Here is a 25977-nt window from a genome sequence, read left to right on the forward strand (position 1 = left end):
GGGGGAGGCCGGTCAGCCGAGGCCGGTGAGGTGGTGCGCCTCGAGTTCGGCCGCGGTCAGGGCCCGGTCGTAGATCGCCGCCTCGTCGAGGTCGCCCTGGAGCCGCTGGTTCGCGTCGTCTCCGCGGCCACCGAGCTTGACGCCCGCCGTACCGCTGCCTGGCGACACCGACGTCGCGACGCTGTTGTCCGCCACCCCGTCGAGGTACACGGTCAGTCGTGACCCGTCGAAGACGGCGGCGACGTGGTGCCACGTGTTCGGTGACAGCCGGGTACGGCCGGTCACCAGGCCGTACCCCTTTCCGGCAGCGCCCAGCGACCACGCCTGCAGGACGCCGTCTGTCACCCTCAGCGCATACCCGTTGACCGCCGGCCCGCTGTAACTCTCGATGATCGCCTGCCCCGGCGCCGGGGCGAGCGTGTCGAGCTTCACCCACGCCTCCAGGGTGAACGCGCCCCGGAGGTCGGTTCGCGGGCTTCGTGGCGCCTCGACGTACCCGGCGGAGAGGTCTGCCGCCCGGTCACCGGTGATCGCACCCTCGGCCCCCGGGTGGGCACCGGCCAGGTAGGTGCCGTTCCGCTGGCTGGCGGAGCCGTCCACGGCGGTGCTGGAGCCGGTCGCGTCGCCGAGCCGCCAGTAGCCGGCCGGGTTCGCCCCGGTCACGAGGTTCGGGTAGCTCTGCTCCCCGACCAGGATCGGGAGCGACACGTTCACCGGTGGCACGCCGTCCTCGGCGAAGGACACCGTCACCTGGTGGCGTCCCGGCTCGGCGTCGGCCGGGACGGTCACCTCCACCGGTACGCTCGCGACGATGGTCCGCCCACCCGGCTGGGCACGGAACACCTGCTTCGCCGGGTCGATGGTCCAGCCGGCCGGGCCGGTGGCGCTCACCTGGCCACTGATCCCGTGATCCGCTAACACCTCGAAGGTGACCTGGAATCGCTTCGTCTTACCGGGCGCGATCAGCGATCCCGGCGGATCGACCGAGACGGTGCCGCTGAACACGTCGGAGTAGTGCGGGACGATCTCGTAGATGTGCGGGGCCGCGCTGCCCGATGTCCACCGGATCCGTACCGCGCCGGCCGCGAGGTCCGCGGCCGGCACCTTGGTGAACCCGTCAGCGAGCGGTCCGAGATCCACCCAGGCGCCGTCGACCAGCGCCTGGATCATGCCGTCGGCGGGAGCGGTCGCGTCCTGCACCACGGTCACCGCCGACAGCCGGTGCGGCTTGGTGATCGGAACCGTGATCACGTCGCCGTCCTGCGGCTTGCCGGCGGCGACGTACGCCGTGTCGTCGCGCCGGTCGGTCAGGTTGCCCAGCGCCGACCCCTGGGTGGCAGCCGGTAGGCCCGTCGGAGCCCCGAGGTCGCCGTACCAGCGGTCACCGATGTAGCCGTCGCTCTGCGAGGCCGCGAAGCTGAGCAGGTCGTCGACCGGACCGGGGCTGATCTGGTGCCACGTCCTGTCGAGGATGCCACGGGCACGCGCCTGGTCCCGTCGTGCCAGCCAGGCCGCTTCGCCGTCCCCCCGGTCCTGGGCCCGGAGGATGGCCACGGCCGCCCGGCCTGCCTGGCCGGTCACTCCGACGCGGTCCAGCCAGGGCCCGATCTGCTTGAGCAGCGCGGGGTTGTCGAGCTGCGCCCGGAGCGCGGCGGGCAGTTCCGCCAGGCGGCGCATCTCACGATCGAGCTGCTCGAGTTCGTCGCCCACCGGCCGGCCCGCCGAGTACTCGGCGATGAGCCGGTTGACGAGCGCGGCGAACTGCGGCCGTGCGGTGTTGTCGAGGACGCTGGCCCGGTTGTTCTCCGCGAACAGCCGCAGCTCCTGGTAGGCGTCGCCGCCGACGATCTGCAGCGTGCGCGTCCATGAGCGCTCCGGGTCGTAGGCCCCGGGGTTCCAGGCGTAGTCGGCCTGCGTGCCGAGTGAGATCAGCGAGGCCTCCTGGTGCTGGACGAGTTCGTTGAACGAGATGCCGATGACGTCGTCCGCCATGCTGGCGTCGCGGTTCACCAGTGGGCCCAACAGCAGCCGGTTGGGGCTGTAGTCGTTGACCGGGTAGTTGTCCCAGAGCATGATCCGGTGCCGCGGCCAGGCGGCCTGCGCCGCCCGGAGGTCGTCCCTGGTGATGCTCGGCGAGACCACTTCCGGCCCGGTCCAGTAGAGGTCGACGTCGGCGCTCACCAACTCGTCGAACCGGTTCTTGTACGGCGTACGGGTCATGCCCCAGTACTCGGTCGGCACGGTCACCAGACGGGTGGCGCCGGGGTGCTTCTCGATGAACTCGCGTTGGACCAGGTTGGTGACCCCGGCCTGGGCGGCGGCGAGCGGCGATGAATCGCCCTGGTAGGCGTCCCGGTCCTCCTGGCACGCGAAGTTACCGGACACGTCGTCCCAGGCGATGACGTAACTGCGGACCCCGATCTCCCACAACTGCGCGAAGCGGGCCAGCAGCTTGGCCCGATCGGACTCGCGCACGTGGCACATCCCCTGACCGGGCGCCAAGGGCGCCTCCGGCGAGACCCGGTACACGAAATCGACATGACGCGACCGCGCCAGGTCCACGATCTCCTTCAGCCGGCCCAGTTCCGCCTCGTCGTACAGGGAGTCCCACTTCGAGCCGGTACGCAGGTCGTCCGCAGGCCCGTAGAAGAACTGGTTCATCTTGTGCCGAGCCAGGAACTCGATCTGCGAGCGCCGGTCCTCCTGCGACCACACCGGTCCGTAGAACGACTCCATGCCGCCACGAATTCGGTAACCCGGCCAGTCGCGCACCGCTACACCGTCAACCGTTACCCGGGAGCCTTCCGACACGAGCAGCTGACGCAGTGACTGAACGGCGTAGAAGGTGCCGGCGCCGTCCAGACCCGCGAGGACGATCCGCGGTCGCCCGAGACGATCGTGGCCGGCCGCCAGGACGTACCCCTCACCGGGCAGCCCCGCTGGCCCCTCGACCCCGAGGGCACTCAGCACCGTGGTGCTCGCCGACGTCTCGCCCGGTCCGCCGAGGAGGATCAACGGGCGCGACGTCGACATGTCCGCGGTTCGGACGACCCTGGCCGTGACACCGTGCGCCCCGAGCAGATCCACGAGCGATTCCTGGGCCGCCGAATCCACGGCCGCGCCCGCGACGACATCGACATCGCCGGGCAGGACGACGGACCCCGGACGCGGCGCTACCTGCTGCGGCACCGGAAGAATACGGGCCATATCCACCCGATCAGGAGCCTGGGCCTCGCCCCGAGCAGGAGGAGGGTTCACCAGCCCAATGGCGAGCCCGACCAATCCGGCGAATATTCCGGCGCGGCGACAGCCACGAAACGAACGCGACAGAAACATCACACCTCCACTCCTTCAATAGTCGCGGCGCCGACCGGCACCCGATCCCTGCGCCGCGTCGTCCACTCCCAACCGAGATCAGCTAGCCAGACCGGTCTATACCAGTAACAAGAATCCATGCCGCGCCTGGCCACGTCAACCCTGCCGCGAACCGCAGATGCGGGCGGCCGAGCATCAACGGTCGTGCGCAGACTCGGGGGGGCCATGGCCCGGCACGACGCCGAACCACTTCGATCGGCACGACAGCACGTAGGCAGAACGAGGCGCACGCACAACCGGACGGCTGTACGTGCGCCTCGTGACCGAGAAAGACGCCGACCGGGCGGACGCCCTGTTCCATGCGCTCGCTGACAGCGGAAGGAGCAGTTGGCCGGCGGCGACGTGACGGTGGTGCGGTCGGCGGCATCCATGCTCACCGAACTCGAACAGGTCTGGCGCAGGTGGTCGACCACGACCTCAAGCCCGGCGGTCCCGCCGGCCGACCCGGTGGCCCGGCTGCGCGAGCGGTGACCTACTCGCGCCCTCGCCTACGAACCGCTGGCCGACGACGAGACGTTCACCCGCGTCCAGGCACTGCTCGCCAGCGTAGGGAGACGTCCCGACGGAGCCATGAAGCCGCGCGCCAGCAAGTGCATGCGTGCTGTCCGGGCTGCTACACCGCGGCATCTGCCAGCGACGCATGATCGGCAGCTTCGACAACGGCCGCAACAACGGCGGCCTCGGCACACCCTCCGCCAGCCAACGACGTCGACGATGCTGGCGAGCAGATCGAAGGTGACCGTGAAGTCAGCGACGAGGTCGTCGGTGAACAGCCGGAAAGCCCGACTGCCAGGGCACGTTCGCGGAATCGCCGGGCAGCGAATCGGTCCAGGGCGAACCGCCGACCATCACCGGCTCCGGCTCGTCGGCCCTACCCGGCTTCGTCGGATCCTCAGCCTGCTTCGTCGACCCGAGCCCGTCCGCGCCGAGCGGGCGGAGTCCGTCCGCGCCGAGCGGGCGGTCCCGTTCCGACGCCAGCGGCATGATCTTGTCGGGGACGACGGCCGCCGACTCATCGGCGTCCGGCTGCGGCCAGCGCCGCCACCTCTGGACACTGGCGACCCCGACCAGGAGCAGCGAGCCCAGCAGCAGCGTCGTCCCGGTCCGTACCGGGGTGAGCAGGTCGATCTGGTAACCCACCACGCTCAGCTTGTGACCGAGTAGATCCAGCAGCCGTGCCGGGCTGAACAACAGGCCCACGTAGCTGACCGTGTACGCCAGCCCGGTCAGCACCGAGCCGAGCGGGGAAATCCGTACGGTGGCGACGAGCCCGAGCAGAAGGCCAGCAGCCGCGAGCACCAGCAACGGCTCGAGCAGAGCGTCAGCGTCGAGGGCACCACCGCTTTCCTGCGCATCCCCGAACACCCGCAGGGACCGGCCTTGTCCAGCGGCGAGCAGGACCCAGGCCAGCGGACCCACGACGAGCGCGGCGATTACGGTCTTGATGTGTCGCATCCGGGCAAGGTACCGAGCTTCCGTCGTTGACCGGCAACGCGATAAGCAAAACTTAACCCGCCATCACGCTACGCCGTCCGGCGTAGCTGAGGGTGTCGAAGGTGGGCTGTCAGCATGCGTGGAAATCGATGAGTTCCGCGCCAAGATCGCGACAAGGATCGCGCGGCGGCGCCGACCGGCACCTCTGCTGCCTGACGGGTCGAGCGTCCGAAGGGTCGGGGCGGGCTCACGGCGTACCCGTACCTACGACGTCGCCGGATCGGCCTCCGCCATGCCGGTGATCCGGTCCCACGCCGGAATGGGCAGGGCGATCACGGCGGCCGGGAAGAGCCCGTGCTCCTCGTTGTCGATGTGCCGGTGCAGCCGGTCCAGGGCGGCGAGCACGGCGGGCCAGTCCGGGGTCGTCCGATCCACCGCACCGAGCACGCCGTGGATGTCGTCGTGTTCGGCGCAGAGCTTGTCGACGGCCTCGGCCAGGCTGCCCTCTTCGCGCAGTTCGACGAAGAGGCCGGTCTCCTCGGTCGCGGTGTGCGGCAGCAGCAGGGAGAGCAGGGCGTCCAGGGCGGCCAGCCGGTCGTCGGTCCCGGCGAGAATGGCCCGGCGGAGCTCGCCGGCCGCGTTGGCGATCTCGTCGTGCTCGGCCGACAGCCGGCCGATCAGCGGGAAGTCGCGGCAGCCGCAGTAGTTGCACATGTCCTTCTCCCTATCTCCTCCAGGCGCGGTTCGATCGTCCACCCGGCGCGGCACGGCCAGCCAGGCCGAAAGACCCGCCGGCGCCGGGACGGTGGTCACACCGCCCGGCGTCCCGCAATCGTCGTCGTGCCGGTCAGCGGGGTGCGAGCGTCCGGCTCAGCCGGATCTGCCACACCTGCGGGCCCTCCTGCAGCCACTCGGTCGTCACTGCGCCGCCGTAGCGTTGGTCGATCTCGGCGAGCAGCGGCCGGGGCGCGTGCGGCGCGACCAGGACCAGCGCGTCACCCGCCCGCAGCCGGTCCAGGGCGGCGAGCGCGGTGGCGTGCCGCTGTCCGTGCGGCAGGTCCCGGACGTCCAGCCGGGGGTCGATGCTCAGCACCGGCGCCGCGCCTGCGCCGGCCGGGGCGTCCCCGCCGCAGCCACAGGAGCCGCCGCCGCACCCGCCCCCGGCGGCCGGCGTCGCCTCGCCCAGCAGGTCGTGCATGCCGGCGAGCAACCCCGCGAGCGAGACGTCCGCGGCTCCGACCAGTAGCGGTACGACCAGGTGGTTCTCCTTGTCGAGGTGCACCGCGAACAGCGCGGCGAGGGCGCTGGCGGCCGCTGCCGCGGGTACCGCGCGGGTGAGGCCGGCCAGCTCGGAAACGAGCCCGACGATGGCCTTGTGCTCACCGAGCATGCCGTCGACGAGCAGCTTCCCCTCGGCGAGTGCCGCCGCGGCGGGGTACAGGGCGGCCTCCTCTGCGTGCGCGTGCGGCAGCAGCTCGGCGTGCAGCCACCGGACGAGTTCGTCGCGAGCACGCATCGCCTCCGCGTCGTCGCCGCGGCCGGCTGCCTCCACCAGGTGGTTGGTCAGCGTGTCGAGTGTGGTGGCGAGTGCGGCGTGGTGCCGTACGACCGCCTCGGCCGCCTGGCGGTCCGCGGTCGCTTCCGACTGTGACATGGCGCCCTCCCGGGTTTTGATGCCGTTTGACGTTGTAACGTTAACCATCGTGAAAACCCGTGGAGAAGGGCCGGTTGGGGAGACGATCGGCACTCCCCGCCGTCGGGCCCTCGGCACCCAGAGCCAGGGGTGGCGATCCGCAACCTGGTGCGGCTCTCCCTGCCATCGGCTCCGGTCATGACCACGCCCCGGCCGATACCCGTCGCCTGGCGGTTGCCAGCCCTCGCCGCTGGCGGGGTCGCCCTGCTCACCGGCCTGTACGCGGCCCTGTTGCTGCTCGGCACCCGGGTGCCCGCGCCCCCGGGACAGCTGGCAGAGGTGCACGGGCCGCTGATGGTCCTCGGCTTCGTCGGGACCCTGATCGCCCTGGAGCGGGCGGTGGCACTGGGCGACCGCTGGGCCCTGCTCGCGCCGGCCTGCTCCGGCGGCGGCGCCCTGCTGCTGGTGCTCACCGGGCCGAGCCTCACCGCCCGCCTGTTGCTGATGGTCGCCTCGGTCCTCCTGCTCGGCGTCTACCGGCAGATCTGGCGGCGTCAGCCGGGCGTCGCGCTGTTCGCCCAGGCTGCCGGCGCGCTGGCCTGGTACGCCGCCACACTGCTCTGGCTCGCCGGACTCACCGTGGCCGAGATCGTGCCGTGGCTGGCCACGTTCGTGGTGGCCACGATCGCGGGGGAACGCTTCGAACTGGCGCGTGTGGCGCTGCCCCCACGCGCCGGTCGGTGGTTCCTCGGCGCCCTGTCGGCACTGATGGCCGGCGTGACCGCCACCGCCGTCTGGCCCGGCATCGGCCCGTACCTGTTCGGCGCGGGACTGCTCGCCGTGGTGGCCTGGCTCGCCGCCTTCGACGTCGCCCGCCGCACCGTCCGGAGCCGGGGTCTGCCCCGGTACGTGGCGCTGGGCCTGCTCGCCGGCTACGCCTGGCTGGGACTGGCCGGCCTGCTCTGGGCCGGGGCGGGCGCCAGCGCTGACGGCCCCCGCTACGACGCCACCCTGCACGCCGTCTTCCTGGGGTTCACCATGTCGATGATCTTCGTGCACGCCCCGGTGATCCTGCCGGCCGTGCTGCGCCGGCCCCTGCCGTACCAGCGCCTGCTGTACGCGCCGTTGGCGCTGCTGCACGCCTCCCTCCTGGTGCGGGTCGTCATCGGTGACGCCCTGCGGGTGCAGCCGGTGTGGCGTGGGGCCGGCGTGGCCAACGTCCTCGCGGTCCTCGCCTTCGTCGGCCTCGCGGTGGTGTCTTCGCTGCGACCGCCCCGAAACCGGGACGCGTCGCCGACCCGACCCGTTCCGATGGCGGTGAGGTGATGGCCCTGACGGACCGGGCGGCCACGCCTGGGGCGACGGGGACCGGTCGGGCCGGCTGGCACCGGCGCGTGACCGCGCTACCGATGGCGTACCTGGCCGGGCTGGTCGTCCTCGCCTTCAGTCACCCGTTCCTGCCCTCCTGGCGTTGGCTGGCGATCCACCTTCTCCTGCTCGGGGCGGTGACCAACGCGATCGTGGTGTGGGGCGCCCACTTCACCGTCGCCGTGCTGCGCGCCCCGGCACCGCCGAACCGCCGCGGGGAGACGGCCCGTCTCGCCGTACTCAATGTCGGCGTGCTGGCGGTGCTGTTCGGCGCCCTGGTTGGCCGGCCGTGGGCCGGAGTCGCCGGCGCGGCCCTCGTCTTCACCGCGATCGCCGCCCACGCCCACTGGCTGGCCGGCCGCCTGCGCGCCGCACTGCCCGGCCGGTTCACGGTCACCGTCCACTACTACCTCGCGGCGACCCTCGCCATCGGCGTCGGTATCCCGGTCGGAGCCTGGATACTGGTGGTGGACGACGCGACCCGTCCCCGGCTGACGCTCTTCCACGCCCACGTCAACCTGCTCGGCTGGGTCACCCTCACCGTCCTCGGCACGCTGCTGACGCTCTGGCCGACGGTGTTGCGCGCCCGGATGGCCGCCGGCGCCGCCCGCGCCGCCACGCTCGCCCTGCCCCTGCTGACCACCGGGCTCGTCCTGCTCGGCGTCGGGCTACTCGCCTGGTGGCGTACGGTCATCGGGGCCGGCCTGGTGCTCTTCGTCCTCGGCGCGCTGACCGCGCTGCGCCCCGCCATCACCGCCGCCCGCGCCCGGCCGCCCGCCTCCTTCGCCACCTGGTCGATCGCGGCGGCCGCCGGCTGGCTGCTCGTCGCGCTCGCCGTCGACACCGCGACCCTGCTCGCCAGCACCGGGCCGGAGGCGGCGGCGGGGCGCTTCGGGATCGTGCTCGTCCCGTTGCTGGCCGGCTTCGTCGCGCAGGTCCTCATCGGGTCGTTGAGCTACCTGCTGCCGGTGGTCCTCGGTGGCGGACCGGGGCCGGCGCGGCGCCGCATCGCCATCCTCGACCGCAACTGGCCGCAACGGGTGGCGATGGCGAACGCGGCCCTCGTGGTGTTCGCGCTGCCGAGTCCCCCGTTCGTTCGCATCACCACCTCACTGTTGGTCCTCGCCGCGCTGGTGCAGTTCCTCGTGCCGGCCGTGCGGGTCCTACTCGCCGCGCGGAGGTAACCGTGTCCGGGCCCGACCCCACCACGCCGACCCGCCCCCTCGGTGGCGTCGCCGTAGGCCTCACCCTCGTCCTGATCGCCGTCCTGGTCGGCGTCGCCGGCCAGCGGCTCTCCACCGCACCGTCCGGTGCCGGCACGGCCGCGAACGGATCCGTGCCGGCCTCCGGGCGCACCACCACCGTCTCCGTGGTCGCGCAGGGGATGCGGTTCCAGCCGGACCGGATCACCGTTCCACGCGGCGACCGCCTGGTCATCGAGGTGACCAACCGTGACGACCGCCGCCACGACCTCGTCCTGGCCACCGGCCAACGGACCGCCGCCATCGGCCGTGGGGCGACCGCGCGGCTGGACGCCGGCGTGATCGGCGGACCGGTGGCGGGTTGGTGCTCCCTGCCCGGGCACCGCCAGGCCGGCATGACGCTGACGATCACGACCACCGACGCGCCGGCCGGCACCGGCCACGAGAGCGGGCACACCACGCCCGGCGCGGAGGTGCCGCGCGTCGACGCCATGGCCGCCCCCGCGGCGACCTTCACCGCCCGGGACGCCGCCGCGCCGGCCACGCCGCCCGGTCGCCTGCACAAGCGGGAACTGCGGGTGCGCGAGGTGGAGCGCGAGGTCGCCCCCGGCGTACGGCAGAAGCTCTGGACGTTCGACGGCACGGTCCCCGGGCCGGTGCTGCGCGGCAAGGTCGGCGACACCTTCGAGATCACCCTGATCAATGACGGCACGGTCGACCACGGGATCGACTTCCACGCCGGTGCGGTCGCCCCGGACGAGGTGATGCGCCCGATCGACCCCGGGCAGCGGTTGACCTACCGGTTCACCGCCACCCGGGCCGGCATCTGGATGTACCACTGCTCGACCATGCCGATGCTGCACCACATCGGCAACGGCATGTACGGCGCGGTGATCATCGACCCGCCCGACCTGCCCAAGGTCGACCGGGAATACGTCCTCGTCCAGTCCGAGCTGTACCTCGGCGGCGACGGCGAGCCCGGCGACCTGGCGAAGATGCAGGCGGAGCGGCCCGATGCCGTCGTCTTCAACGGCTACGTCGCCCAGTACGCCCACCGGCCGCTACCCGCGCGGGCCGGCGAGCGCGTCCGCGTCTGGCTGCTCGACGCCGGCCCCAACCGGGACAGCTCCTTCCACGTCGTCGGCGCCCAGTTCGACACCGTCTATCGAGAGGGGCGCTGGGAGAGCCGGCCGGCCGACCCCGGCGGGGCTCAGGTGCTTTCGTTGACTCCGGCCGCCGGCGGCTTCGTCGAGATGGTCTTCCCCGAGCCCGGGCACTACCCGTTCGTCAGCCACGCCATGGTCGACGCGGAACGCGGTGCCCGGGGCGTCTTCGAGGTGACGCCCTCCTGACAGACCGCCGACGACTACCACGCCCTGGCCGTACTCATTTCGGCCGGTGGTGGAACCCATGCGGCGGAGCACGACGCCACCGACCCCTTCGGCGGCACCGCCCTCTCCTGCGTCCGGATCTCAACCGCAGCCAACAGCATGGTCCTGATCTCGATCGACCACGCCGACGGCATACTCCAGATTTCCGGCGCCCCCGCCCCGCTGGCCATCTTCGCGTCGAACCTCGAATCAATGGCAGCTGACGAGCACGGCGGCATGCCAACGCGGTAGCTCAACAGGCTTGACGAAACAGGAGCGTCCACTTCGCCAGCGACCAGTCATCGCCGGTGGCCGGCTGTCCGACTTCGGTTGATGCGTAGAACGCGGGTAAGAGGTACCCGAACCCCAGCCCCCTGGGTGGCGGAGGGGGCTGGACCGTGTGCGTCAGGTGGTGGCCGTGGCGACGGGATCTCGACCAGGCCCGGTCGGTTCTGGCCCGAACGCCACCGCCACCGCTGCCGAGCTGGGGTTGCCTGCGCCGGTGCTCACCACCGACACCCCCACCGGACGGCAGCGGCCAGGTATAGGACTGACGGGCGCGGCGGGGGGAGCCCGCCGCGCCCGTCAGGCAGCCGCTCGACCGCGGGACCTCACGCCGCCACCGGTTGCCGACCGGGCCTGCGGGCGAAGCCGCCCATCCGTACCGCGGTGAACACCGCTGCGGCCAGCGCCACGTCCGACAGCAGCATCAACCCGATCGAGTACGAGCCCTGTGCGCCGTACACCCAGCCCATGACGAGGGGCGGCACGAAGCCACCGAGGCCGCCCGCCGCGCCGACCAGCCCGGTGACCGCGCCGACCTGCTCGGCCGGGGCGACCTTGCCGACCAGCGCGAAGACGGCTCCGCTGGCGGCACCGAGCAGGATCGCCATGCCGAGGAGGGCCACCGTGGCAACCGGCATCAGCGGCGGTTCGAAGGCCTGGACGACGGCCAGGGCGGCCACCAGGGCGAAGCACCACACCAGCACCGGCACGGGGTGCAGACGGTCGGACAGCCAGCCGCCGACGGGGCGGGCGGCCACGGCCAGCACCACGAAGCCGGCGGTGCGCAGCGCCCCGTCGGCGGCGCTCAGTTCGTACGTGGTGCCCAGGTAGGCGGGTAGGTAGACGCTGAAGGCGACGAAGCCGCCGAAGCCGACCGCGTACAGGAAGCACAGTTGCCAGGTCACGGTGAGCCGCCCGACGTCGGCCAGTCGCCGCCAGGGGGAACCGGTGGGCCGGGTGCGGCCGGGGGCGTCCCGCAGCAGCAGGAACGCCAGCACCGCGTACCCGGCGAGGATCGCGGCGACGAGCAGGAACGGAGCCCGTTCGCCGTAGGCGTCGGCCAGCCGGACGGTGGTGAAGTTCGCGATCGCCGTGCCACCCATGCCCACGCCGAACACGCCGATGGCGAAGCCCCGCCGCGCCGGCGGGTACCAGCCGGAGACGTGCGGGACGCCGACGGCGAACGCGGTGCCGCCGATGCCGAGGAAGAAGCCGGTCAGGATCAGCGCCGCGTAGGAGTTGACCACGGTGAGCGTCAGCACCGGGACGATCGTCGCCACGGTAACCAGGGGAAACACCAGGCGCGCGCCGTACCGGTCGGTGAGTGCCCCGACCGGGATGCGGCCGAGCGAACCGACGACCACCGGCACGGCGACGAGCAGCGACTGGGCGGCGAAGCTCAGGCCGAGCCGCTCCTTGATTCCCGGGCCCAGCGGCCCGAGCAGCGCCCACGCCCAGAAGTTGACCAGAAATCCGAGGGTGGCGACGGCGAGTTGAAGGGGCGCGCCGCTGGTTCTGGCCGGCTGCGTCCGGTTGCCCGCCGCCGGGTGTCTTTCTCCGGTCATGGTCATCGCTTTTCTCCGTCGAGATTGTCGAGGTGTGCCCCAAGCCAAAGCGGATCAGCATGATCCGCTTCCTGGTTCTGAGCCTGTTGCAGCCGAACGGGACGAGTCAGGGTCGGAAGTCCCAACTCCGCGGCGCCCGGTGTCGGGAGCGCGTGCGCCAGCGGGCGCGCCGCCGCCCAGTCGGTCGGCCGGGAGGTGTGCGGATGCCCCGCAACGATGGTCACGTGGCCTCCTCAGATACGAGGGCGGTCAGGGCGACACGTGCCACGTCGAGGTCGGCACGCCGCCCGACGGCCACCCCGACGAGATACGCCGCGAGCGGGCCTGCCGGACGGCAGACACCGTGTGCCACCGTCCGCACCAGGTCGAGCAGTGCGCGGGTGTCGTCGCTCGACGGCGTCGGCAGGTCGAGCGCCGCCGCGGCGCCGGGGAGCCAGTCGTCCAGCCGTGGGTCGGCCATGATGTCTCCTTCGTGGTTCAGCCGCCGGCGAACGGCGGCAGCACGTCGACCGTGGCGGCCGGAGGTAGGAGCTGGTGTTCGTCGCGCCACTGGGTGCCGTCGACCAGGAAGCTGCACGCCCGCAGGGCGTTCCGTAGCTCCGGTCCGTGCCGGTCGCCGATCCGGTCGAGCAGTTCGGCCAGCGTGCCGGCCTGCTGGTCCTCCTCGGGCACTCCGGCGGCGGCCCGGGTGCCGCCGAAGTACCGGACCCGTACGGTGGTCATCGGCCCGTCCGGGCCCGGCCCCGGTGCCGTGGCCGAGATGGTCCGTCCCAGCCGGTCCGGGTGGGCGTGCGGCCACCCACGGCCAGCAGTGCCCGCTCCGCCTCCTCGGTCGCTCGCGACATACGCCTCATGCCTCCGATCGGTCGCTGTGGCGTCCACGGTCGGACCGGTCACGGCACACGAACCGGAGGGACGTCCCGGCAATCCTGCCGACCCGATATCTCGCCGGACCGGGGCCGAAGGTCCCGAGATCACCGGGCAGTTACGCCCGTGGTCGAGACGACCGGGCTACGCGGCGGCCGCAGGTGGGAATGGGGCGGTTCGGCGGCTGAGGACGAGCGTCCTCGGCCGTGCCGTCACGGCCGAGGCGTCCGTGGAATTCCCGGGTCGAGCGGCCCATCGGCGGGGTCTCCGGTCCCTGGTGTGCGCCGTTTCCGCCGGGCACCGTGCACGCCGTGACAGGGGTTACCACATCGGCATCAGGCGGCGGGCCGCACCGGGCGGGAGCGTCGGTGCGGACACCACGACATGACGTACGGGAGCGCCCGTTCATCGTCATCTGGGAGGCCACCCAGGCCTGCCCGCTGGCCTGCCGGCACTGCCGCGCGTCGGCCCGGCCGCTGCGCGACCCGGCCGAGCTCGACACCGACGAGGCGACGACGCTCATGGCCCAGGTCGCGGCCTTCGGCCGCCCCGCGCCGCTGTTCGTGATCACCGGTGGGGACCCGTTCCAGCGGCCGGACCTGGAGACGCTGGTCCGCCGTGGGGAGGAGCTGGGCCTGCCGGTGTCGGTGTCGCCGTCGGGCACCCCGACGCTCACCCGGGACGCCCTGGCCGGCATCCGGAACGCCGGCGCCCGGGCCATCTCGCTGAGCCTGGACGCGGCCACCGCCGCCGGACACGACGGGTTCCGGGGCGTGCCGGGAGTCTGGGAGCTCACCGGCCGGGCCTGGCAGGAGGCGCGGGACCTGGGACTCAAGGTCCAGATCAACACGACGGTCACCCGGGACACGGTGCGCGACCTGCCGGCGATCGCGGCCCAGGTGCACGATCGGGGCGTCTCGCTGTGGAGCGTCTTCTTCCTCGTGCCGACCGGTCGCGGACGGGCGCTGGCGAGCCTGGACGCGGCGGAGACCGAGGACGTGCTGCACGTGCTCTACGACCTCGGGGAAACCGTGCCGGTGAAGACCACCGAGGCGCACCACTTCCGCCGGGTCTGCCTGCAACGCGACGCGCTGGCGCGCCGCGGGGAGGACCCGGTGACGGCGTTCGGGTTGGGGCCGCTGTACCGGGAGCTGCGCGCGCGCCTGGACGAGCACGGCCTGACCGGTCGCGCCGATCGGGTGCGACGGGCGCCACTACGGGTCAGCGCGGGCAATGGCTTCGTCTTCGTCTCGCACCGCGGGGACGTCCACCCGAGCGGGTTCCTGCCGCTGCCCGCGGGCAACGTTCGGCGGCTGTCGCTGGTAGACATCTACCGCGACTCCGAGCTGTTCACCGGCCTGCGGGATCCGGGGCGGCTGCGGGGACGCTGCGGCGCCTGCGAGTTCCGCGCGGTGTGCGGGGGATCTCGGGCCCGGGCGTACGCGGTCACCGGGGACCTGTGGGCACCGGACCCGTCCTGCGGCTACCGGCCCGGCTCGTTTCCCTGGCCAGCGGAGAAGTGACCCGTTGTCGTCCCTCCCCCGCGGATCCATCTGTATCGGCCTCGTCAGACCCGTCCCGCCGGGACCAGGGTCCCGGTCGTTGTCGGGAATGTGAGCGGCAGAACGTGACTCCCGGGTTTTTACGGCTGGCGACGTTGTAACGTTATCCAGCGTGGAAACCACGCGGACAGGGCCGATCGGGGAAGTGATCGACACGGGCCGGCACCGGGCGCTGGGCACCGCGAGCCGGGCCTCGATCCTGGAGATCATCAAGGCGTCCGGGGGCGGCATGACCATCGCGGAGGTGGGAGAGCGGACCGGGCTGCACCCGTCGACCGCCCGCGCCCACCTCGACCGGCTGGTCGACGCGGGCCTGCTGGTCAAGGCCCGGGCCAGCGGCGGTCAGCCGGGCAGGCCGGCCTGGCGCTACCGGACCGTCGCAGCCGAGGCTCCTGCGCCCGCGCCGTACCGGGCCCTGGCCGTCGCTCTGCTCGACCATCTGTCTCGGCGTAACCGGGGCGACGTGCGGGCCGAAGCCGCCCGGGCCGGGCAGGACTGGGGCCGGCAACTGGCCGCCGTCACCCCGCCCGGTGACGACCCGACCGACGTTCTCCTCGCCGTGCTGCGCGGCCTCGGCTTCAGCCCCCGCCTGCACCACACCGGCGACGGACGGACGGAGATCCACCTGCACACCTGCCCCTTCCTGGAGCTGGTCAACCGCAACCCGGACGCGATCTGCAACCTCCACGTCGGCGTGGTGCAGGGTGCCCTGGAGCAGGCCGGGGCCCCGTCCGCCAGCGCCGCCCTCGAGCCGTTCGGCGCGCCGGACGCCTGCGTGGTGCGCCTGGTCGTGCCCACGGCCGACACCGCCGGCCGGCGCCGGTCGGCGACCCGACGAGCGCCAGCTCCACCCAGCCGTGCTGGCGGACCCCGGCCCTCGCCGCCGGCGGCTGCGCCCTGCTGACCGGCCGGTAGGGCGAGGCGGAGCCTGCCCCGCTCGCCCGCTCGTGAGCGGGCTCTTCCCGAGTCACCGCCAGCCCGTGCCGTGACCACGGCCTCGCGGCAGTTCGGCCGCCGTCACCCTGCCACCTCATGACTGTCTCCGTGGACGTGCTGGACGACCTGCGTGCCGACGTGACCCCGCTCCGCAGGGTTCGCGATCCGGCACCGGATCGCTGGCCGATGAGCCCCAGACTGCTCCCATGACGTGCTCGTACGGCGTGGGATCGCGCAAAAGGGCAGCTACCGGGCGTTGCCACCGCCGTTCCCGCGACATCAGGACTTTGGTCCTTCCGGCTCAGGACCGCTGCCTCCCGATCCGAAGGTATTCGCACTGGAGGCTGGGCTGGTGCGGCGCGGCAGCGCGGCACCGACGCGCCACGGGCCGTCGCCTCACTCGACGCCGAAGGAGTGACCACCGTGTCACCACACCGCTCGCCGGACGCCGCCCAGCCTCCCGCGACGGACCAGGTTCCCGGCGTGGCGCCGTTGCTGGCCGCTCGCCGCTTCCTGACCGGGACGACGACCGGCGACCATGGTCGGACCCTGCACCAGGTCGAGGAGAACGGCTGGGAGTCGTTCTACCGCGACCGCTGGCGCTACGACCGCGTCGTCCGCTCCACCCACGGCGTCAACTGCACCGGCTCGTGCTCCTGGAACGTCTTCGTCAAGGACGGACTGATCACCTGGGAGCACCAGGCCACCGACTACCCGACGACGGGTGCGGACTCGCCGGACTACGAGCCGCGCGGCTGCCCCCGGGGCGCCTCCTTCTCCTGGTACGAGTACTCCCCGTCGCGGGTACGCCACCCGTATGTGCGCGGGGTCCTTGCCGAGATGTTCCGCGAGGCGTACCAGCGCCTCGGCGACCCCGTGTCAGCCTGGGCCGAGATCGTGGAGAACCCGCTGAAGGCACGGGCCTACAAGAGCCAGCGCGGGCGCGGCGGCTTCGTCCGTGCCACCTGGGACGAGGCGATCACCATGATGGCCGCCGCGCACGTCTACACCACCAAGACGTACGGGCCGGACCGGGTCGTGGGTTTCTCGCCGATTCCGGCGATGTCGATGGCGTCGTTCGCCGCCGGCACCCGCTACCACGCGCTGCTCGGCGGCACGCTGCTCAGCTTCTACGACTGGTACGCCGACCTGCCGGTCGCCTCGCCCCAGATCTGGGGTGACCAGACCGACGTGCCGGAGGCGGGCGACTGGTGGAACGCCACGTACCTGATGATGTGGGGCTCCAACATCCCGGTGACCCGCACCCCGGACGCGCACTTCCTGGCCGAGGCCCGCTACAAGGGAACCAAGGTGGTCGCGGTCAGCCCGGACTACGCCGACAACGTCAAGTTCGCCGACGACTGGCTCGCCCCGCACCCCGGCACCGACGGCGCCCTCGCCATGGCGATGGGCCACGTCGTCCTCGCCGAGTTCTTCCGCGACCGGCAGGTGCCGTACTTCACCGACTACGTGCGCAGGTACACCGACCTGCCGTTCCTGGTCACGCTCCGGCAGCGCGCGGGCGGCGGGTGGACGCCCGACCGGTTCCTCACCGCGGCCGACCTCGGCGACGACGGTGGCGAGCACAAGACGGTGCTGATCGACGAGCGTACGGGCGAACCGGTTGTGCCGAACGGCTCGCTCGGCTTCCGCTACGGCGCCCACGACGCCGGCCGGTGGAACCTGGACCTCGGCGATGTCGTGCCCGCCCTCGGCCTGCTCGGCCGTACCGACGACGCCGTGGAGGTCGACCTGGCCCGCTTCGACGTCGGCGACACCGAAGGCGGCACCACGATGCGCCGCGGCGTGCCGGTGACCCGGGTGGGCGACCACCTCGTCACCACCGTGTTCGACCTGCTGATGGCCGAGTACGGGGTGCGCCGCGGCGACCTGCCGGGTGACTGGCCGACCGGGTACGACGACGTGGACTCCCCGAACACCCCGGCCTGGCAGGAGCAGATCACCGGCGTGCCGGCTGCGCTCGCCGCCCGGATCGCCCGCGAGTTCGCCCGCAACGCCGAGCGCAGCCGGGGCCGATCGATGATCGTCATCGGCGCCGGCGCGAACCAGTGGTTCCACTCCGACATGACGTACCGGGCCTTCATCTCGCTGGTCACGCTGACCGGCTGCCAGGGCGTCAACGGGGGTGGCTGGGCGCACTACGTCGGCCAGGAGAAGGCCAGGCCGCTGACCGGCCAGCAGCACATGTCGTTCGCCTTCGACTGGCAGCGCCCGATGCGCCACCAGGCCGCCACCCCGTTCTGGTACCTGCACACCGACCAGTGGCGCTACGAGCGGGTGCCCGCCGACGAGCTGTCGTCACCGCTGGGTACCGGCCGGTTCGCCGGGATGTCGTTCGCGGACACGGTCGCGGCCGCCCAGCGGATGGGCTGGAGCCCCGGCCACCCGGCCTTCAACCGCAACCCGCTGGACCTCACCGACGAGGCGGCCGCCACGGGCCGCACCGTGCAGCAGTACGTGGTGGACGAACTGAGGGCCGGCCGGCTCAAGGCGGTGGCCGAGGACCCCGACGACCCGACGAACTTCCCCCGGTGCCTGACCCTGTGGCGGGCCAACCTGCTGGGCTCCTCAGGCAAGGGCAACGAGTACTTCATGCGGCACCTGCTCGGCGTGGACTCCCTCGCGAGCGCGGAGGAGTGCGCCCCCGGCCAGCGGCCCCGCGACGTGCTCTGGCGCGACGAGGCGCCGACCGGGAAGCTGGACCTGCTCACGGCGATCGACTTCCGGATGACCAACACCGGCCTGCACGCCGACATGGTCCTGCCGGCCGCCACCTGGTACGAGAAGCACGACATCTCGACCACCGACATGCACCCGTTCGTGCACGCGTTCAGCCCGGCCGTCGAGCCGCCGGCGGACGCGCACACCGACTACGACACCTTCCTCGCCCTCGCCGACCGGTTCAGCGAACTCGCCAGCGTTCACCTGGGTGTGCGCCGGGACGTCCTCGCGGTGCCCTTGCAGCACGACACCCCGGACGAGCTGGCCACCCCCGGCGGCCGGGTACGCGACTGGAAGGCGGGCGACTGCGAGCCCGTACCCGGTGTCACGATGCCGAAGCTGGTCGAGATCGAACGCGACTACTCGCTGATCGGCGCCAAGATGCGCGCCGTGGGACCGCTGCTGGACACCCTCGGCACCACCACCAAGGCGATCACGGTCGACGTCACCGCGGAGATCGAATACCTGCGGCACCAGAACGGCGTGGTCCCGGACGGCCCCTTCGCCGGGCGCCCGTCGTTGGCCACCGCCGACCGGATGTGCGAGGCGATCCTCGCGTTGTCCGGCACCACCAACGGCCGGGTCGCCGCGGCCGGCTTCGCCGCCCTGGAGGAGCGTACCGGGCAGCCCTTCGTCGACCTGGTCGCCGGCCACGAGCAGGACCGGATCTCGTACCCGGACACCCAGGACGCGCCGCAGCCGGTCTTCACCAGCCCGGAGTGGTCGGGGTCGGAGAAGGGCGGCCGCCGGTACTCGCCGTTCACCCTCAACGTCGAACGGTCGAAGCCGTGGCACACCCTCACCGGCCGGCAGCACTTCTTCGTCGAGCACGACTGGATCGCCGAGCTCGGTGAGCAGCTACCGGCCTTCCGCCCGCCGCTGAACATGGCGCGCCACTTCGGCAGGCCCGGCGAGCTGGTGGACGGCGGCGTGACGGTGCGGTTCCTGACCCCGCACGCCAAGTGGTCGATCCACTCCATGTACCACGACAACGAGCTGATGCTCGCGCTGTCGCGGGGCGGGCCGGTGATCTGGATGAGCGTCGAGGACGCCGCGAAGATCGGCGTCAGGGACAACGAGTGGGTGGAGGCGCACAACCGCAACGGCATCGTCGTCGCCCGGGCGGTGGTCAGCCACCGCATGCCCGAGGGCACGGTGTTCCAGTACCACTCGCCGGAGCGCACCGTGAACGTGCCGAAGGCCGAGAAGAAGGGCCGCCGCGGCGGCTACCACAACTCGATGACCCGGCTGCTGATCAAGCCCACCCACCTCGCCGGGGGGCACGCCCAGCTCACCTACGCCTTCAACTACTACGGCCCGATCGGCAGCCAGCGCGACGAGATCACCGTGATCCGCCGTCGCAACCAGGAGGTGGAGTACTGATGCGGATTCGTGCGCAGGTCGCCATGGTGATGAACCTCGACAAGTGCATCGGCTGCCACACCTGCTCGGTGACGTGCAAGCAGACCTGGACCAACCGTGAGGGCACCGAGTACGTGTGGTTCAACAACGTCGAGACCAAGCCGGGCATCGGATACCCCAAGCACTACGAGGACCAGGACCGCTGGCACGGCGGGTGGAAGCTCGACGGCAAGGGGCGGCTGACCCTGCGCTCCGGCGGGCGGGTCAAGCGGCTGACGCGGATCTTCGCCAACCCGGACCTGCCGTCGCTCGACGACTACTACGAGCCGGCGACCTTCGACAAGGACATCCTCGTCAGCGCGCCCGCCGGCCTCACCGACACGCCGGTCAAGCGGCCGTACTCCGCCCTGACCGGCGAGCCCATGTCGGTGCAGTGGGGCGCGAACTGGGAGGACAGTCTCGGCGGCGCCCACGAGCGCGCCGACGCCGACCCGAACATCGCGCGTATGCCCGCCGACGCCGCGGCGAAGGTCAGGTTCGAGTTCGAGAAGACCTTCATGTTCCACCTGCCGCGGATCTGCGAGCACTGCCTCAACCCGGCGTGCGTGTCGGCCTGCCCTTCCGGCGCGATGTACAAGCGGGAAGAGGACGGCATCGTGCTGGTCGACCAGGACAAGTGCCGGGGCTGGCGGATGTGCGTGTCGGCGTGCCCGTACAAGAAGGTGTACGTCAACCACGCCACCGGCAAGGCCGAGAAGTGCACGCTGTGCTTTCCGCGCATCGAGGCCGGGCAGCCCACCATCTGCTCCGAGACGTGCGTGGGGCGGCTGCGCTACCTCGGCATCGTCTTCTACGACGAGGACGGCGTGCTCGCCGCCGCATCGGTACCGGACGAGCGCGACCTGCTCGATGCCCAGCGCGACGTCTTCCTGGATCCGCACGACCCGGCGGTGCAACAGGCGGCCCGCGACGCTGGCATGCCCGACGAGTGGATCGAGGCGGCGAAGCTGTCGCCGGTGTGGCGGCTGATCAGTGAGTACCGCATCGCGCTGCCGCTGCACCCCGAGTACCGCACGCTGCCGATGGTCTGGTACGTGCCCCCGCTGTCGCCGGTGCTCGACGCGGCCGGCGCGGCCGGCCGGGACGACACGGACGCCGACGAGGTGTTCCACACCATCCGGGACCTACGTATCCCGGTGGAGTACCTGGCGGAGCTGTTCACCGCCGGCGACGCCGACGCCACCGCCGGCGTGCTGATGAAGCTGGCCGCCATGCGCTCGTACATGCGCGCCCGCACCCTCGACGGCACCGTCGCCGAGGATCTGTTGGACCGCATCGGGATGACCGCCGGCCAGGTCGAGTCGATGTACCGGCTGCTGGCGATCGCCAAGTACGACGAGCGGTACGTCATCCCGACCGCCTACCGCGCCGACGCCGCCGCCCTCGAGGCGCAGGCCGCGCAGACCGGCTGCTCACTCGACTGCGAGGGCGGACCCGGTATGGGGGGCGAGGCGACGGCCGCAGCGGCCGTGGAGCGCTTCCACCTCGTCGACGGCAAGGACGACGTGCACGTCGGCCGGCGCGGGCTCGTGTCCCGTCGCCGCGACGGGCGGGCCGGGCTGTCCATCAACCCGCTGCGGGGCCAGTCATGACCGCCTCCGCCATCGACACCGTCCGGGTGGCCGCAGCCGATCGGACCCGGCTGTTCCAGCTCACCTCCGTGCTGCTCAACTACCCCGACGCCGAGCTGCTCGCCGCCGGGGACGAGCTGCGCGGCGCGGCCGAGCGGATCGAGCACCCGCGGCTGCGCGGCCAGGTCGAGGAGTTCCTCACCTGGCTGCTGGGCACCGCGCCCATCGACGTGCAGCGGCACTACGTTCAGACCTTCGACCTGCGCCGCCGCTCCGGCCTGTACCTGACGTACTACCTGCACGGCGACACCCGCAAGCGGGGAATGGCGCTGCTCATCCTCCAGCAGCGCTACCGCGCCCACGGGCTGCGGCTGACCGGCGGCGAGCTGCCCGACCTGCTGCCGGTCGTGCTCGAGTTCGCCGCGACCGTCGGCCCGGGTGCGGGGGAAGCCCCGCTGCGCCAGCACCGGCGCGGTATCGAACTGCTACGCGCCGCGCTGGCCGAGCTCCGCACGCCTTACCACCTCCTCCTCGACGCGATCACCAGCGCCCTGCCCGCGCTGACCGACGCCGACCGGGACGCCATCGCGGCGCTCGCCCTCGACGGCCCGCCCGTCGAGTCCGTCGGCCTGGACGCCCTCGGCCCCGACGAGCTCACCGGCGTCGGCCTCGCCCCCTACCCCACCTGCCGCCCGTCGGAGGCGCCGCGATGAACACCGTCATCTGGATCGTCCTGCCCTACCTGTGCCTGTCGGTGTTCGTCGCCGGCCACGTGTGGCGGTGGCGACACGACCAGTTCGGGTGGACCACCCACACCAGCCAGCTGCTGGAGAACCGGATCCTGCGCCTGGGATCGCCGCTGTTCCACCTCGGCGCGTTCGGCGTCATCGGCGGGCACGCCATGGGGCTGCTGGTGCCGGCCTCCGTCACCGAGGCCCTCGGCATCCCCGAGCACGCCTACCACCTGACCGCCGTCTGGGGCGGCACCATCACCGGCCTCATGCTCGTTGCCGGACTGGCCCTGCTCATGGCCCGTCGCTTCGTCAACGGGCGGGTCCGGCGTAAGACCACCGTCATGGACAAGGTGCTCTATGCCGCGCTGGCGGCCATGGTCGCGCTCGGCATGACCGCCACGGTCGCCACCAACCTGCTCGGGAGCGGGTACGACTACCGGGAGACGATCGCTGTCTGGTTCCGCAGCGTCTTCTGGTTCGCGCCGCGCAGCGACCTCATGGTCGGCGCGCCGCTGGTCTACCAGCTGCACGCCATCGGCGGCTTCCTGTTCCTGGCGCTGTGGCCGTTCACCCGGCTCGTGCACGTCTGGTCTGCGCCGCTGGCCTACCTGTGGCGCCCGTACGTCGTCTACCGCGGGCGCCGCGGCCCCGTCCCGGCCGCCCCCGCCTCGCCGGCCGCGGTGCGCGAGGCCACCGCCCGCCGGCCCGGGTCACCGGTTCGGTGAGGGACAGGAACGAACGTCACCCCCGGGTTACAACTAGGGTGGGGACTGACGAGGTCACGGAGACCGGCGGAGGAGACGTGGTCGACTACCTGCCCACCATCTACAAGCAGTTCCTCGGACGCTTCCCCGAGGTCGCCGAGGCGCAGGGGGTGCTCGCTCGCCTCGTCCGTGAGCGCAGCCCCTTCGACGAGCGGACCGACCGGCTGATCCGACTTGCCATGGCGATCGGAGCCGAGGCCGAGGGGGCGGTGCGCTCCAACGTTCGCAAAGCCGTCGAGCACGGAGCAACGCTCGACGAGGTGCGCGCCGTCGCCCTCGGCGCCATCACCACGTGCGGCTTTCCCACCGCGATCGCCGCCCTCGGCTGGATCGAGGAAGTGGCGGTGGCCGAGAACTTCCCCGACGGCGGCGCAGCCGCCTCGTAGGCCCGGCAACCGGAGTCGGCGGCGAAGCCGCCGTCGCGGCCTCGACCAGCCGCCGGCCGATCCCCTGGTGCCGCCAAGGCGGATCCACTGCGGTATCCAGGAGGACCGAGGGCCGCCCCGCTCCGTCCAGCGTGTCGACCCTGGACGTCCCGGGCCGCGGGACCATCCGGCCGGCATCGATCAGATACGATACGTCGGCCGGTCGGTCATGAGGGGGAGTGACGTATGGGTCGTCGACGGAGGATCACCTGGCGGTATCTCGCCGCCGCGCTGCTGGCGCTGACCATGGGAGCGGTCGTCCTGCCGGCGCCCGCACAGGCGGTGGACTACCCCGGCGGGCGGCGCATCTACAGCGTCGCGCTCGGGGCCATCCCCGCCGCCGGCGCGCCCGCCACCGCTCCGGTCTGGGTCCGGCTGGCGACCTACTACTTCTTCGGCAACGGCACGGTGACCGAGAGCTTCTGGTACTGGAACCGGTCCACCGTCGTCGGGGCCGCCGGCACGGGCGTCCGGACGACCGGCTGCACCGGCCACGACTGCGAGGTGCGGACGGCCGCCGGGTTCCAGCCCGGTGGCGTCGTGAAGTCCCTGAGCGGCACGTACACCAACTCCGGTGACAGCGTCACCATCACCTGGAGCGGGGGCGTCCAGGAAACCTGGACGGTCAGCCAGCCCGCCAGCGACCTGGCCCGGCTCGACTTCGTCAGCTCCAACTACGGGGTCACCGCCGGCTGGGGCTTCGGCAGTTCCGCCTCGAACGACGCGTACACGCCGGTCAGCAACATCCCGCTGGCCCAGTACACCGGCCGGTACGCCGGCTACAGCGGAAGCACCGGCGCCGCCGGCCCCAGCGGGATGGACCTCCGGTCGTTCGCCCGATGCAACGGGAACTGCCTGAGCTGGCTCAGCCCCCCGACCACCACCTGTTCGTCCTGCCCGAACGGCGCGACCTCCGCCCCGATCCGCTACTACCTCGCGGGAGCGGGCCGGCGGAACTTCTACGAGCACTGGTGCACCTGCCTGACGTCGAGCACCTGCTACACCGGTGGTTCGCACCGCAAGCCGCAGCTCCAGGTGATCGGCGACAACGGGACGTTCCACGGGTGGGTCGGCGTGGAGGCATCCAACTCCACGGCGAACACCGGCTACTTCGCGGTGCACTACCACGTGAACGTCTGACCGGCCGGGGGCACCGCCGGCTCAGGCCAGGGTGCCCAGGTCCAGGGTCCGCCAGGCGGTCACCGTACGCCCGCCCGCCGGTGGACCCGGACCACCAGAGCACGTCGCCCCGGCAAGACGGTGACGACTTCCAGGAAACGCGTTCCCGCGAGAACCAAGAAGTTCGCGACGCCACCTCGCCACACTGTCGAACATGTGTACGATCACCGCGTGGATGAGGAGGTCCCCTGAAAGAGATCTCCTGGTGGAGCATCTGGGCGGCTGGCCTCTAGGACGCCTGGCGGATGGGCATGTCGGCCAGCCAGACGTCGGCCAGGCCGCTGAGGGGGACGTCGAGGGCCTGACTGAGGCAGACCACGGTGCCGAATGCCGGCGCGGGAAGACGGCCCGCCTCGATCTTGCGCAGCGTCTCGGGGGAGATGCCGGCTGCCAGGGCCACCTCGACGAGGCTGCGGCCGGCACGGGCGGCCCGAAGGGCGGCTCCGAGGCGCTGGCCCGCTGCGATCTGTTCGGCGGTGAGTGGTTGGCGAACCATGCCAGCAGGATATCCCTCCGGAGCACCCCGACCTGACGTGGTATAAAAATGCCGGTATAAAAATACCGCATCCGGAGAGGGAGGCTGTCGTGATCGAACTCAAGTCCGCCGAGGAGATCGGCCGGATGGCGGTGACCGGCCAGTTCGTCGGCGAGCTGCTCGCCGAGCTGAGCGATGTCGCCGCAGTCGGCGTCAACCTGTTAGACCTCGAACACCACGCCCGCCGCCGGATCAAGGAACGCGGCGCCGAATCCTGCTACTGGGACTACGCCCCTTCGTTCGGCCGCGGCCCGTTCCGCAACGTGCTGTGCCTGTCGGTCAACGACGCGGTGCTGCACGGCCTGCCGCACGACTATGTTCTGCGGGACGGTGACCTGCTCAGCATCGACATGGCAGCCGGCATCGACGGCTGGGTCGCCGACTCCGCGCTCTCCGTCATCGTCGGCACCCCCGACCCGGCCGATGAGAAGCTGATCGAGGCCACCGAGGTCGCACTGGAGGCCGGCATCACCGCCGCCCAGCCCGGCGGTCGCCTCGGCGACATCTCCGCCGCGATCGGCGAGGTCGCCCGCTCCTACGGCTACGCCGTCAACGCCGAGTTCGGCGGCCACGGCATCGGCCGCACCATGCACGAGGCCCCGCACGTCTCCAACAACGGCCGCGCCCGTCGCGGCATGAGGCTCGACCCCGGTCTCACCATCGCCATCGAGCCCTGGTTCTGCCGCTCCACCGACAAAATCAAGTTCGACAACGACGGCTGGACGATCCGCTCCGCCGACGGCTCCCGCACCGCCCACTCCGAGCACACGGTCGCCATCACGGCTTCCGGCCCCCAGGTCCTGACCCGCCGCCCCACTCACTGCCCCACCTCGGCCGACCCCACCAAAAAGCCCGCCACAGCCTCCTGACCACTGCCCGCCCCGGGGCGTGACTCAGCGGTTCCGGGCATGGGGCCAGCCACAACTTCCTGAGCAACTCGCAACCGCCAGCAGCTCACCCTTCCGCCAGCCTGCACCAGCGTGGCCAACAGTCGGTCCCGGCCGCAAC

The 25977-nt window shown here is 71.9% G+C and carries 21 protein-coding genes and 1 pseudogene; 13 read left to right on the forward strand and 9 right to left on the reverse strand.

Annotated features, from left to right (window positions below; all coding sequences use genetic code 11):
* Positions 1-12 precede the first annotated feature (12 nt).
* Entirely contained in the window at positions 13-3336 is a 3324-nt protein-coding gene (locus tag ACZ6Q9_RS23600; RefSeq protein ID WP_396829609.1) for a beta-N-acetylglucosaminidase domain-containing protein, read from the reverse strand.
* 366 nt (positions 3337-3702) lie between these two features.
* Here ACZ6Q9_RS23600 and ACZ6Q9_RS23605 point away from each other — a divergent pair, with 366 nt between their 5' ends.
* A complete protein-coding gene (locus tag ACZ6Q9_RS23605; RefSeq protein ID WP_393456840.1) occupies positions 3703-3846 on the forward strand; it encodes a hypothetical protein in 144 nt (47 codons plus the stop codon).
* Positions 3847-4122: 276 nt separating this feature from the next.
* Here the strand turns inward: ACZ6Q9_RS23605 and ACZ6Q9_RS23610 are convergent, their stop codons facing one another.
* The 3 genes from ACZ6Q9_RS23610 to ACZ6Q9_RS23620 all read right to left on the reverse strand — a co-directional run bounded on the left by ACZ6Q9_RS23610 (position 4123) and on the right by ACZ6Q9_RS23620 (position 6463).
* Complete coding sequence (locus ACZ6Q9_RS23610) at positions 4123-4830, reverse strand: hypothetical protein (protein ID WP_396829577.1); 708 nt, start codon at positions 4828-4830, stop codon at positions 4123-4125.
* Between the two features lie 243 nt (positions 4831-5073).
* Positions 5074-5523 carry a hemerythrin domain-containing protein gene (locus ACZ6Q9_RS23615; protein ID WP_396829578.1) on the reverse strand — a complete coding sequence of 150 codons (450 nt, stop codon included), beginning with the start codon at positions 5521-5523 and terminating at the stop codon, positions 5074-5076.
* Between the two features lie 133 nt (positions 5524-5656).
* Entirely contained in the window at positions 5657-6463 is an 807-nt protein-coding gene (locus ACZ6Q9_RS23620) for a DUF2249 domain-containing protein (protein WP_393263491.1), read from the reverse strand.
* A 177-nt stretch (positions 6464-6640) separates the two neighbouring features.
* On the opposite strand from ACZ6Q9_RS23620, the gene ACZ6Q9_RS23625 reads away from it, so the two are divergent.
* The 3 genes from ACZ6Q9_RS23625 (at position 6641) to ACZ6Q9_RS23635 (ending at position 10364) form a co-directional block, all read left to right on the forward strand.
* Positions 6641-7768, forward strand: a complete 1128-nt coding sequence (locus ACZ6Q9_RS23625) for a hypothetical protein (protein ID WP_393456852.1) — start codon at positions 6641-6643, stop codon at positions 7766-7768.
* Positions 7769-7836: 68 nt separating this feature from the next.
* On the forward strand, positions 7837-8994 hold the full coding sequence (locus ACZ6Q9_RS23630; protein WP_396829579.1) for a hypothetical protein: 1158 nt from the start codon (positions 7837-7839) through the stop codon (positions 8992-8994).
* A 2-nt stretch (positions 8995-8996) separates the two neighbouring features.
* Entirely contained in the window at positions 8997-10364 is a 1368-nt protein-coding gene (locus ACZ6Q9_RS23635; protein ID WP_396829580.1) for a multicopper oxidase domain-containing protein, read from the forward strand.
* 629 nt (positions 10365-10993) lie between these two features.
* Here ACZ6Q9_RS23635 and ACZ6Q9_RS23640 read toward each other — a convergent pair.
* The 4 genes from ACZ6Q9_RS23640 to ACZ6Q9_RS23655 are packed head-to-tail and all read right to left on the reverse strand — an operon-like array spanning position 10994 to position 12955.
* Complete coding sequence (locus tag ACZ6Q9_RS23640; RefSeq protein WP_393263504.1) at positions 10994-12238, reverse strand: MFS transporter; 1245 nt, start codon at positions 12236-12238, stop codon at positions 10994-10996.
* Positions 12235-12456, reverse strand: a complete 222-nt coding sequence (locus ACZ6Q9_RS23645) for a hypothetical protein (protein WP_393263506.1) — start codon at positions 12454-12456, stop codon at positions 12235-12237. Before ACZ6Q9_RS23645 ends, ACZ6Q9_RS23640 begins: the two co-directional genes overlap by 4 nt.
* Positions 12453-12692, reverse strand: coding sequence for a DUF6457 domain-containing protein (locus ACZ6Q9_RS23650; RefSeq protein ID WP_396829581.1), 240 nt, complete (start codon positions 12690-12692; stop codon positions 12453-12455). The genes ACZ6Q9_RS23645 and ACZ6Q9_RS23650 overlap by 4 nt, the downstream gene beginning before the upstream one ends.
* 17 nt (positions 12693-12709) lie before the next feature.
* Positions 12710-12955: a MoaD/ThiS family protein gene (locus ACZ6Q9_RS23655; RefSeq protein ID WP_396829582.1), complete on the reverse strand. Its 246-nt coding sequence runs from the start codon at positions 12953-12955 to the stop codon at positions 12710-12712.
* Positions 12956-13467: 512 nt separating this feature from the next.
* Here ACZ6Q9_RS23655 and ACZ6Q9_RS23660 point away from each other — a divergent pair.
* The 8 genes and pseudogenes from ACZ6Q9_RS23660 to ACZ6Q9_RS23695 all read left to right on the forward strand — a co-directional run bounded on the left by ACZ6Q9_RS23660 (position 13468) and on the right by ACZ6Q9_RS23695 (position 24395).
* A complete protein-coding gene (locus tag ACZ6Q9_RS23660; protein WP_396829583.1) occupies positions 13468-14622 on the forward strand; it encodes a TIGR04053 family radical SAM/SPASM domain-containing protein in 1155 nt (384 codons plus the stop codon).
* A 151-nt stretch (positions 14623-14773) separates the two neighbouring features.
* A pseudogene (locus ACZ6Q9_RS23665) lies at positions 14774-15469 on the forward strand (helix-turn-helix transcriptional regulator); the annotation flags it as partial.
* A 551-nt stretch (positions 15470-16020) separates the two neighbouring features.
* Positions 16021-19722 carry a nitrate reductase subunit alpha gene (locus ACZ6Q9_RS23670; protein ID WP_396829584.1) on the forward strand — a complete coding sequence of 1234 codons (3702 nt, stop codon included), beginning with the start codon at positions 16021-16023 and terminating at the stop codon, positions 19720-19722.
* Entirely contained in the window at positions 19722-21353 is a 1632-nt protein-coding gene (gene narH / locus ACZ6Q9_RS23675) for a nitrate reductase subunit beta (protein WP_393456873.1), read from the forward strand. The genes ACZ6Q9_RS23670 and narH overlap by 1 nt, the downstream gene beginning before the upstream one ends.
* Positions 21350-22045 (forward strand): nitrate reductase molybdenum cofactor assembly chaperone, encoded by a 696-nt coding sequence (gene narJ, locus ACZ6Q9_RS23680; protein ID WP_393263514.1) that lies wholly within the window; start codon positions 21350-21352, stop codon positions 22043-22045. Before narH ends, narJ begins: the two co-directional genes overlap by 4 nt.
* Positions 22042-22791 carry a respiratory nitrate reductase subunit gamma gene (gene narI, locus ACZ6Q9_RS23685; RefSeq protein ID WP_393456876.1) on the forward strand — a complete coding sequence of 250 codons (750 nt, stop codon included), beginning with the start codon at positions 22042-22044 and terminating at the stop codon, positions 22789-22791. Before narJ ends, narI begins: the two co-directional genes overlap by 4 nt.
* 77 nt (positions 22792-22868) lie before the next feature.
* Entirely contained in the window at positions 22869-23216 is a 348-nt protein-coding gene (locus ACZ6Q9_RS23690) for a carboxymuconolactone decarboxylase family protein (protein ID WP_393263518.1), read from the forward strand.
* Positions 23217-23441: 225 nt separating this feature from the next.
* A complete protein-coding gene (locus tag ACZ6Q9_RS23695; RefSeq protein ID WP_396829585.1) occupies positions 23442-24395 on the forward strand; it encodes a hypothetical protein in 954 nt (317 codons plus the stop codon).
* 268 nt (positions 24396-24663) lie between these two features.
* Here the strand turns inward: ACZ6Q9_RS23695 and ACZ6Q9_RS23700 are convergent, their stop codons facing one another.
* Complete coding sequence (locus ACZ6Q9_RS23700) at positions 24664-24930, reverse strand: helix-turn-helix domain-containing protein (RefSeq protein WP_393263524.1); 267 nt, start codon at positions 24928-24930, stop codon at positions 24664-24666.
* 89 nt (positions 24931-25019) lie between these two features.
* On the opposite strand from ACZ6Q9_RS23700, the gene map reads away from it, so the two are divergent.
* The gene (gene map / locus ACZ6Q9_RS23705) at positions 25020-25838 is read left to right on the forward strand and encodes a type I methionyl aminopeptidase (protein ID WP_396829586.1); all 819 of its coding nucleotides are present in this window, start codon (positions 25020-25022) and stop codon (positions 25836-25838) included.
* The last annotated feature ends 139 nt before the right edge of the window (positions 25839-25977 follow it).

The sequence above is a fragment of the Micromonospora sp. NPDC049139 genome (assembly GCF_055586845.1).

Excerpts from the sequence above, each read along its gene's own strand:
- ACZ6Q9_RS23600 (WP_396829609.1), bottom strand. The coding sequence starts at position 3,336 with ATGTTTCTGTCGCGTTCGTTTCGTGGCTGTCGCCGCGCCGGAATATTC.
- ACZ6Q9_RS23610 (WP_396829577.1), bottom strand. The coding sequence starts at position 4,830 with ATGCGACACATCAAGACCGTAATCGCCGCGCTCGTCGTGGGTCCGCTG.
- ACZ6Q9_RS23615 (WP_396829578.1), bottom strand. The coding sequence starts at position 5,523 with ATGTGCAACTACTGCGGCTGCCGCGACTTCCCGCTGATCGGCCGGCTG.
- ACZ6Q9_RS23620 (WP_393263491.1), bottom strand. The coding sequence starts at position 6,463 with ATGTCACAGTCGGAAGCGACCGCGGACCGCCAGGCGGCCGAGGCGGTC.
- ACZ6Q9_RS23625 (WP_393456852.1), top strand. The coding sequence starts at position 6,641 with ATGACCACGCCCCGGCCGATACCCGTCGCCTGGCGGTTGCCAGCCCTC.
- ACZ6Q9_RS23640 (WP_393263504.1), bottom strand. The coding sequence starts at position 12,238 with ATGACCATGACCGGAGAAAGACACCCGGCGGCGGGCAACCGGACGCAG.
- ACZ6Q9_RS23650 (WP_396829581.1), bottom strand. The coding sequence starts at position 12,692 with ATGGCCGACCCACGGCTGGACGACTGGCTCCCCGGCGCCGCGGCGGCG.
- ACZ6Q9_RS23655 (WP_396829582.1), bottom strand. The coding sequence starts at position 12,955 with ATGACCACCGTACGGGTCCGGTACTTCGGCGGCACCCGGGCCGCCGCC.
- narH (WP_393456873.1), top strand. The coding sequence starts at position 19,722 with ATGCGGATTCGTGCGCAGGTCGCCATGGTGATGAACCTCGACAAGTGC.
- narJ (WP_393263514.1), top strand. The coding sequence starts at position 21,350 with ATGACCGCCTCCGCCATCGACACCGTCCGGGTGGCCGCAGCCGATCGG.
- narI (WP_393456876.1), top strand. The coding sequence starts at position 22,042 with ATGAACACCGTCATCTGGATCGTCCTGCCCTACCTGTGCCTGTCGGTG.
- ACZ6Q9_RS23695 (WP_396829585.1), top strand. The coding sequence starts at position 23,442 with ATGGGTCGTCGACGGAGGATCACCTGGCGGTATCTCGCCGCCGCGCTG.
- ACZ6Q9_RS23700 (WP_393263524.1), bottom strand. The coding sequence starts at position 24,930 with ATGGTTCGCCAACCACTCACCGCCGAACAGATCGCAGCGGGCCAGCGC.